The sequence below is a fragment of the Vibrio sp. 10N.222.46.A1 genome (assembly GCF_041473595.1).
Taxonomy (GTDB): Bacteria; Pseudomonadota; Gammaproteobacteria; order Enterobacterales; family Vibrionaceae; genus Vibrio; species Vibrio tasmaniensis_A.
Genome location: NZ_JBFRSN010000449.1, coordinates 1 through 8,567, shown reverse-complemented (window position 1 = coordinate 8,567; position 8,567 = coordinate 1). Strand labels below are relative to the sequence as shown.

At 43.9% G+C, this 8,567-nt stretch carries 6 protein-coding genes and 1 pseudogene; 5 read left to right on the top strand and 2 right to left on the bottom strand.

Annotated elements, in window-relative coordinates:
• A partial coding sequence (locus AB4496_RS13755; RefSeq protein WP_372131155.1) for an ATP synthase subunit I occupies window positions 1–322 on the bottom strand: 322 nt, incomplete at its 3' end.
• Window positions 323–1,218: 896 nt separating this feature from the next.
• On the bottom strand, window positions 1,219–2,100 hold the full coding sequence (locus AB4496_RS13750; RefSeq protein ID WP_102257617.1) for a LysR family transcriptional regulator: 882 nt from the start codon (window positions 2,098–2,100) through the stop codon (window positions 1,219–1,221).
• A gap of 157 nt (window positions 2,101–2,257) precedes the next feature.
• Between AB4496_RS13750 and AB4496_RS13745 the strand changes: the two genes are divergently transcribed.
• The 5 genes and pseudogenes from AB4496_RS13745 to AB4496_RS13725 form a co-directional block, all read left to right on the top strand.
• Window positions 2,258–2,656, top strand: a complete 399-nt coding sequence (locus AB4496_RS13745) for a RidA family protein (protein ID WP_004730412.1) — start codon at window positions 2,258–2,260, stop codon at window positions 2,654–2,656.
• Between the two features lie 189 nt (window positions 2,657–2,845).
• A complete protein-coding gene (locus AB4496_RS13740) occupies window positions 2,846–4,306 on the top strand; it encodes an aldehyde dehydrogenase family protein (protein ID WP_004730413.1) in 1,461 nt (486 codons plus the stop codon).
• A gap of 210 nt (window positions 4,307–4,516) precedes the next feature.
• Complete coding sequence (locus AB4496_RS13735) at window positions 4,517–5,512, top strand: membrane dipeptidase (RefSeq protein WP_102257618.1); 996 nt, start codon at window positions 4,517–4,519, stop codon at window positions 5,510–5,512.
• A 231-nt stretch (window positions 5,513–5,743) separates the two neighbouring features.
• Window positions 5,744–7,351 (top strand): BCCT family transporter, encoded by a 1,608-nt coding sequence (locus AB4496_RS13730; protein ID WP_017098973.1) that lies wholly within the window; start codon window positions 5,744–5,746, stop codon window positions 7,349–7,351.
• A gap of 270 nt (window positions 7,352–7,621) precedes the next feature.
• Window positions 7,622–8,567, top strand: a pseudogene (locus AB4496_RS13725) (hypothetical protein); the annotation flags it as partial.

Below are 8,567 nucleotides of genomic sequence, written 5' to 3'. Positions count from 1 at the left end.
ATATTACTGGGTTATCCAATTTAAAAAACTGGAATGCCAAGATAAACATTAAGAACGTATAGGTTATTTTCACGACACGACTCATTTGCATTAAGTCACGTAAACTATAATTAGGATTCTTGTGCACCTTAAGGCTTGCATATATAAAACCAAACAGCGGTGGTAACATCGCGATTACGACACCCAAAGCTGAAGACTCCATATCTACTTTATTACCAAAAAACACTTCATATAAAACTACACCGACGGCTAATACTATTTGGCAGAGAACAACTCTTTTAGCAGCAACAAGGATGTCGCTACTTATCCCATTAAGCCTCATAATAAAACCTTATATTTAACAGTGTAAGTCAATATAAAACACAGTTTGAATATGTTTTGTTACTAGCACTTACTTGTTAATAGCAATTTGACTTGTTAATAAACCTTTACTTGTTAACAAAGAAATAATCTTTCTGGCTTTATATCTCCTGACGAAATTAAACGTTAAAAACTAACTCGCTATCGTTTCGACAAAATATAAACTACGCCTAAAATTATGTGATCAAAACGACAAATATCGGCATCAATAATTCCATTTTTGAAATGAGTGTTTTTCATTTATGAAAGTAATAGTTCTATTATTAAACCCATGAATATTTAAAATGCTTTGTTTATAGCGAGAAAAGGGAGGTTTTACCCAGAAAATTAGAGATAAAGAATATTAAGATATGACGTTATCAATTAAGCATATTCAATGACTTAGAGTCTTTCCTAAATGTGATGACGGGTTGGTATTCGAAGCGGGGTATAACCAAGATTTTGTTGATATTGGAAGGTTTCGTTTGTGTAGTGAAATAGCAGTATGGTGCTCCTTATCATTAAGCTAATATTTTTTAATATCGTTATCATATTTTCATTATTGATGTATTGGAACGCGAATCAACACGCCCAGCACCGGGTTCAAGATGAAAATTTGATGAAAAATTCAGCGTCCAACCGCTGATGCAACAAAATCTAGGGTCGATGATGAGAGCGAGGAAACATACATACAGATGGAAAGTACGGGTTAATTGACTCAAAAATAGAGGTATCGCTGAGGTTGGGTCGAATTATTATCAGACGAATTCGCAGAGCATCGACCCAGAAATCACAGTTTCAATACAGAAATAGTTGGAATCTAAAGATGTTTGTCGTATCAATAGGCCTATAGGAAGCGCATTCATTCATGTTTCTCTATTACTCTTCATAGCTTAGGTATTGAATACACAAGTCATGAAAGGCTTGTGCTTGTGGCGAGATCGTACGGTCAGCCAATCTGAAAATACCGATCTGACGCTGTAAGGGCGGGTCAATCAATGGAATCCAAACCAAACGGGTTTCATTGGTTGGGAAAGCCAGCTTAGGTAGTGTGGTCACGCCTATCCCGAGCTCTAACACTGAAAACAACGAAGTGATGTTCTCTACTGAATACAGAGCCTGTTCGCTGAGCATTCGTGCGGGAGTTGGGTCAAGTAGGGTACAAGTACCGTTGCGAATGAAGGGTTGTTTTAACAAAGTTTGCCATTCTATTCCCTCTCGTTGAGAGGCGATAGGGTTGTCTTTGAGGCAGACCACACCAATAGGGTCAGAGAGTAAAGGCGTGAAATCGATGCTCTTTTCTTCTAAATGGGAGCTATTTCCGAGGGCTACATCCACCTCTCCAGAGAGTAATCTCGCTTCCACACCTGCCGCATTATCATCAATTAAGCTGACCTCAACATTGGGGTACTTTTCGCAAAAAGCCCCTAAAACACTAGGGATTAGTTTTGCGGCCACTGAAGGGACACTCGCTATTCGAACTCGCCCTTGCTGGCCAGCTGCTGCAGCACGGAGGTCGTTATCTAATGCCTTGTAAACATTTAAGAATTGAATGATTTTCGGTAAACATATTTCGCCAAAAGGTGTCAGCGTCGATTTGTTGCCCGTTTCAAACAGTGGTTGGCCGAGAATTTTTTCTAGCTCTTTTATCGATGTTGAAAGTGCCGCTTGCGAGCGATTTGCTCGGTGAGATGCCGCTCTAAATCCGCCTTCTTCGACCACTAAAACAAAATGTTTTAACTGTTGTAGCTTAATACTCATGACAGGAATCCTTCTCTAGGCCTTGCTATACCTTACTTTTTTAAAGGTGATAGATTTTATTTATCAAATGCACAAAATTTACCGTTAGATTTATCAATCGTCAAGGTGCAGTATTTAACCATCTTGAAACATAGTTGTTACAAAGTTGGATGGAATCGTGAACGCACAAACTAAAAAACACCCAGTAAAAACCGAGCTTTTCGCTTCAAAAGCACCACTAGAGTGGGCAATCGTTAATAACGGCACTCTATACACAGCGCAGATTCCAATTGATGAAACTGGCGCAGTAGTAGAAGGCGGTATCGAAGCGCAAACGCGTCAGACTTTTAACAACCTTGTTCATACGTTGGAGTGTGCAGGCGAATCTATGGATTCAGTGCTGCAAGTTCTGATTTACGTGACAGACCGTGAATATCTAAAAACGGTTAACAGCGTATACGGAGAATACTTCAATGCACCTTATCCAAACCGTGCTGCGGTCGTCGTTGCAGGGTTAGCAAGAGAAGAAATGTTGGTTGAGTTCGTGGTTTACGCATCAGCCTCTCAACCTGAATAAAGATACTGTGAACTGAGGCAATTTGCGGATTAAAGCTATTTGTCTGTAAAGATCTTTATTGATACAAGCGTCTTGGTTCAGTTTTAGATACAAGATTTAAACGTTATTTCTTATATAAATTAACGTTTTATTCATTAATCAGATGGTTGCCAGGCTCAAACGCAACCTAACCGTTACAAGGACAGAATGATGACTCAATTACAGAATGTTCAAGCAGAAAACGCACTTTACATTGGCGGCGAATGGCAAGCGGGTGTAAGCACCGTTGCGAACATTAACCCATCAGATATTTCTGAAAACATCGGTAACTTCGCACAAGCAAGTGCTGACCAAGTTCAACAGGCGATTTCAGCGGCAAAGCACGCTCAACCAGAGTGGGAAAAAACGCCGATTGAACGTAAGCAAGCAGTACTTCAAGCAATCGGTGATGAGCTGATTGCACGTTGTGATGAGCTAGGTACGTTGCTTTCTCGTGAAGAAGGTAAGCCTTTTGCTGAAGGTCGTGGCGAAATTTACCGTGCAGGCCAGTTCTTCCAGTACTTTGCAGCTGAAGTACTTCGTCAAATTGGCGACAACGCAGAATCAGTACGCCCTGGCGTTTCTGTTGAAGTGACTCGTGAAGCGGTGGGTGTTATCGGCATCATCTCTCCTTGGAACTTCCCGACAGCGACTGCTGCTTGGAAAATCGCTCCAGCGCTTGCTTTCGGTAACAGCGTTATCTGGAAACCAGCAAACCTAACACCAGCAAGTGCGGTTGCGTTAACTGAAATTATCCACCGTCAAGGCATGCCAGCAGGCACGTTCAACCTTGTTCTAGGCAGCGGTTCGAAAGTAGGTGATGCACTGATCAACTCTAAAGAAGTGAACGGTGTGAGCTTTACTGGTTCTGTTGATACAGGTCGTAAGGTTGCAGCTGCTACAGCGCCAAACTTCGTTCGTTGCCAACTAGAAATGGGCAGTAAGAACGCACTTGTGGTTGCTGATGATGCTGATATTCAAACAGCTGTTGATGCAACTATTGCAGGTTCGTTCTCTGGCGCAGGTCAAAAATGTACAGCATCTTCTCGTCTCGTGGTTATGGATGGCATTCACGACCAATACGTTGAAGCACTAATCAAGCGTATGAGCGAGCTTAAAGTGGGTCACGCACTAGAAGACGGCGTATTCATGGGCCCTGTTGTCGATGGTAACCAACTTGAAGCAAACCTAGGTTGGGTTGAGAAAGCACGTCAAAGCGGCGGTGAGCTAGCATTTGGTGGCGAACGCCTAAGCATGAAACACGAAGGTTTCTACATGTCTCCAACGCTGTTCTTGAATACTAAGAACGATTGGGAAGTGAACCAAGAAGAAGTGTTTGCACCAATGGCAAGCGTGATTCGTGTAGCTGACCTAGAAGAAGCTATCGCGACAACAAACGATACTCGCTTTGGTCTAACGGGCGGCATCATTACTCAAAGCCTACGTACTAGCGCAATGTTCAAGCAACAAGCGCAAACAGGTTGTGTGATGGTGAACCTACCAACAGCAGGCACGGATTACCACGTACCGTTTGGTGGTCGTAAAGAGTCTAGCTTCGGTCCTCGTGAGCAAGGTCAGTACGCGAAAGAGTTCTACACAGTCGTGAAGACAGCTTACCAGCGTCCTTACTAATCCACTTTCTATATAAGAATTGGATAGCTGAGGATATTAAGTCCCTAGCTATCCAGCTATCGAATTGGCCTGATTCACAGAGTCAGGCCAACATCCCAACCAAAGCCGCAAACGAAATTAGACAAGTGATTTAACCCATTTTTGAAAACATGTTATTTGAGCGTGTTTTCAAAACCGAGCTAGAACACTGAGCTTTCAATAGGAGTGGTTATGTACCAGCAACGGATTGTTATAGATGGATTGCAATACTGCAATTGGAACAGAGAATATTTCCAAACACTAAAGGCGAGCGGCATTACAGCAGTTCACGCTACCGCGGTTTACCACGAGACAGCTCGTGAAACCTTATCTCGCTTTGCAGAATGGAACTTAAGATTCGAGCAGAATGCAGACATTATCATGCCGATTCATTCAATGGCTGATGTTGAAACTGCAAAAGCGACCGGCAAAGTCGGCATTTTCCTTGGTGCTCAAAACTGTTCGCCAATCGATGATGAGATTGGTCTTATCGAAGTGATGCGTCAGCAGGGTCTTTTGATCATGCAGCTTACTTACAACAACCAAAGCTTACTGGCGACAGGTTGTTATGAGCAGAACGACACAGGCATCACGCGCTTTGGTAAACAGGCTATCGAAGAGATGAACCGAGTGGGCATGATCATCGATATGTCTCACAGTGCGGAGCGTTCAACGCTTGAAGCGATTGACCTGTCTTCTCGTCCTATTTGTATCAGCCACGCGAACCCAACGTTTGCTCATGATGCACTACGAAACAAATCAAACGATGTGATTAAAGCCCTAACCGAACGCGGTGGCTTAATTGGATTCAGCTTGTACCCATTCCACCTACCAAATGGCAGCCAATGTACGTTGGAAGATTTCTGCCAAATGGTTGCGACGACCGCTGACATGGTTGGCGTAGAACACCTAGGTATTGGTAGTGACCTATGCTTAAACCAACCTCAAGCCGTTCTTGAATGGATGAGAAATGGTCGTTGGTCTAAAGCAATGGACTACGGTGAAGGCTCTGCGAACAACTCAGGTTGGCCAGATGCGTTGCCTTGGTTCTGTGGTAGTGCGGGTATGGAAAATATTTATAACGGATTGATGCGTCATGGTTTCAGCGAGTCTGAAGCTGGGCAAGTCTTGGGAGAAAACTGGTTTAACTTCTTGAAAGATGGCCTAGAGCCTCAAAGTAAGGGTTAAGTGCTTTCTCACTAGTAATCATCGAATTAGCAGCCTTCTAATTAACCTTCATTTAGAAGTGCTGTTGTTACCAATTTAACTATTCAAAAGGAACAACGGTCTATTTCGCAACGCGGTAACCCAAACATGGATTAGCCTGCCCAACACAAAAAACAATAGGGCAGGTGTTAAATACACCTCTTGTAGTCATCATTAAAATGACAGCTGCAAAGAAACCTCTGGAGTCAGAGTATGTCTGATTTAACCAATAGCGTGAAATCTTCAAACGTAAATGCGGGTCAAGCACACACAGCAAGCAACAAAACGAGTAACACAAACCAGTCTGAATCGACTTCAGACAAATTAGGACTTACCAACCCAGCATTATGGTACAGCGGCGGTTTTATCGCTCTGTTCGTGGCGCTTGCTTTATTTGATGGCGAGCTGCTATCAAGCTTAGTAAATACAGGCTTTGCTTGGTCGGTAAAAGTGTTCGGTCCTTATTGGCAAATGCTTCTTCTTCTGACTTTTCTTATTGGTCTTGGCCTGGCGGCAGGGCGAACAGGCAAGGTTATCCTAGGCGGCATCGCGAAACCTGAAATGGATGGCTTCCGTTGGATGGCAATCATCTTCTGTACGCTACTTGCGGGCGGTGGTGTATTTTGGGCGGCAGCAGAGCCTATCGCACACTACGTTAACCCACCACCGTTGTATGGTGCACAAGAAAACGCACAGCAAGGCGCAGTGAATGCTTTATCACAATCATTCATGCACTGGGGTTTCCTAGCATGGGCTATTGTGGGCAGCTTAACGTCTATCGTGGTTATGCACCTTCACTACGACAAAGGCTTGCCTCTTAAACCTCGTATTTTGCTTTACCCAGTTTTGGGCGAAAGAGCACTGAAAGGCCATACCGGCGCATTGATTGATGCATGTTGTATTGTCGCTGTAGCGGCGGGTACTATCGGTCCGATTGGCTTCTTGGGTTTGCAAGTCAGCTACGCTCTGAATGAACTGTTTGGTATTCCAGATGGCTTCACAACTCAGCTAATCATTATCTTGTTCGCTATCGTGCTTTACACATTGTCGGCATTAAGTGGTCTCAACCGCGGAATGCAAATGCTAAGTCGTTACAACGTAATTTTGGCAATGGCATTGATGATTTACATCCTTATCTTCGGTCCAACGAACTTCATCTTCAATGGCTACATTCAAGGTGTAGGCAGCATGATAGATAACTTCATCCCAATGGCAACATACCGTGGTGATGAAGGTTGGTTAAGCTGGTGGACAGTGTTTTTCTGGGGTTGGTTCTTAGGTTACGGCCCAATGATGGCAATCTTCATCGCTCGTATTTCACGCGGTCGTAGTATTCGCCAATTGGTATCAACCATTAGCCTTATCGCACCGTTTGTAACTTGCTTCTGGTTCACGATTGTTGGTGGCTCTGGTCTTGCGTTCGAAATTGCAGATCCAGGCAGCGTAAGTAAAGCGTTCGAAGGCTTCAACTTACCAGGCGCGCTACTGGCGGTAACTCAGCAGCTACCTATGCCAATGCTTATCTCTATTCTGTTCTTGATCTTAACCACGATCTTCATCGTAACGACCGGTGATTCGATGACTTACACCATCAGTGTGGTAGTCAGTGGTGAGACTGAGCCTAACGCAATTATTCGTACTTTCTGGGGTGTGATGATGGGGGTAACGGCATTGATTCTGATTTCCCTAGGTTCTGGCGGCATTTCAGCGCTGCAATCGTTCATCGTAATCACAGCGGTACCAGTGTCCATAATCTTACTGCCATCGCTCTGGAATGCGCCTCAAATCGCAATCAAGATGGCAAAAGAACAGGGTTTGTAGAAGAGCCGAGTTTATAAAAGAGCAGGGTCTGTAAAGAAATGAGCCTGTAGATAAACGCTCTCTAAAAATGAAAGAGAAACAAGGTGTCAGCCTTTGAAAGAAGGCTGATACAAGGTTCCGAAAGGAAGAGGAAACCCGTACTGGTGAAGATACACCGGGCGGCACGTATTTAGGTCAATCGATCTAGTCAGGACAAATAATAAGGGGTGAGTTCACTTACCCCAAATAACGTGAAAGCTAACCAACACACTGTAAAAACGAATGCTTCAAATGATGGCAACGATCGGTTCTGAATGGCTAGCAAAATCCTATAACTATAAGGTGGTGAGCAAAATGGATGCACATCGTTCTACCTACACTGAATCAGCACTACGTGACGCGACTGTCGTCATGGCACCGGAAAGGCTAGGTGCAATGCACCAAACACGTATCAGCTTCGTTAGAACTCTGATTCGTAAAATGGCGCAGCAAGAATGGAAAGTGACGAAACATGAGTGGCAATTAGACGCTCAGGGTTTTGGTCATGTTATCTATAAGCTTACGACGCCAAACCATGTTTATCATTTGGTTGTTTTCTGCGATGAAATTGCAGATGACGAACGAAATGACCGTGTAATTGCTGAAAAGTGGGACGTAACGTTTGCGCTTGTTCTTGGTGATGTTGATGTCACCCTACTTGAAAGACTTCGTGCGAATGTACCACTTCAAGAAGCCGGCCGTAATCCTAACAATGTGCTTGTTTTAGCGCGTGCAAACAAAAGTGTACGTGTGTTTGAACATATCGTTAGTCACCTGGCTAAAGGTGTTCAACCAACGCCCAAAGAACTGGCTGAAGTAGGCTACATCCTGCGAACCACTGCCGTTTATGGTAATGGCAAATTTGGCATCGCTGATTTTAAAATCTTAGAGAAAAATGAAGATTTTAATCAGTCGTTTAGCGCGCAAATGTGTGCGGTGTATATGCTGCGTGAGTTCAGCTTAGACTGGGTTCATTACCTAGCCGAACAACAGGGCGGTGAACAAGCGATTACCTTGCATCGAGGATTACAACGTTACCTTGGTGTTGGTAATGCAACTGGTTTAGGCATGGCGCCATACCTTATTAACCACCCTAGTATTGTCGATCAGTGGATGACGACCCGTGAACATGCATTGGCGGACGTGTTGTCCAGTGAGACTAATACGGCGTTGATCGAGCCACTACGTACCTTAGTTA

Coding starts and splice junctions, on each gene's coding strand:
- AB4496_RS13735 (WP_102257618.1), top strand. CDS start 4,517: ATGTACCAGCAACGGATTGTTATAGATGGATTGCAATACTGCAATTGG.
- AB4496_RS13730 (WP_017098973.1), top strand. CDS start 5,744: ATGTCTGATTTAACCAATAGCGTGAAATCTTCAAACGTAAATGCGGGT.
- AB4496_RS13750 (WP_102257617.1), bottom strand. CDS start 2,100: ATGAGTATTAAGCTACAACAGTTAAAACATTTTGTTTTAGTGGTCGAA.
- AB4496_RS13740 (WP_004730413.1), top strand. CDS start 2,846: ATGACTCAATTACAGAATGTTCAAGCAGAAAACGCACTTTACATTGGC.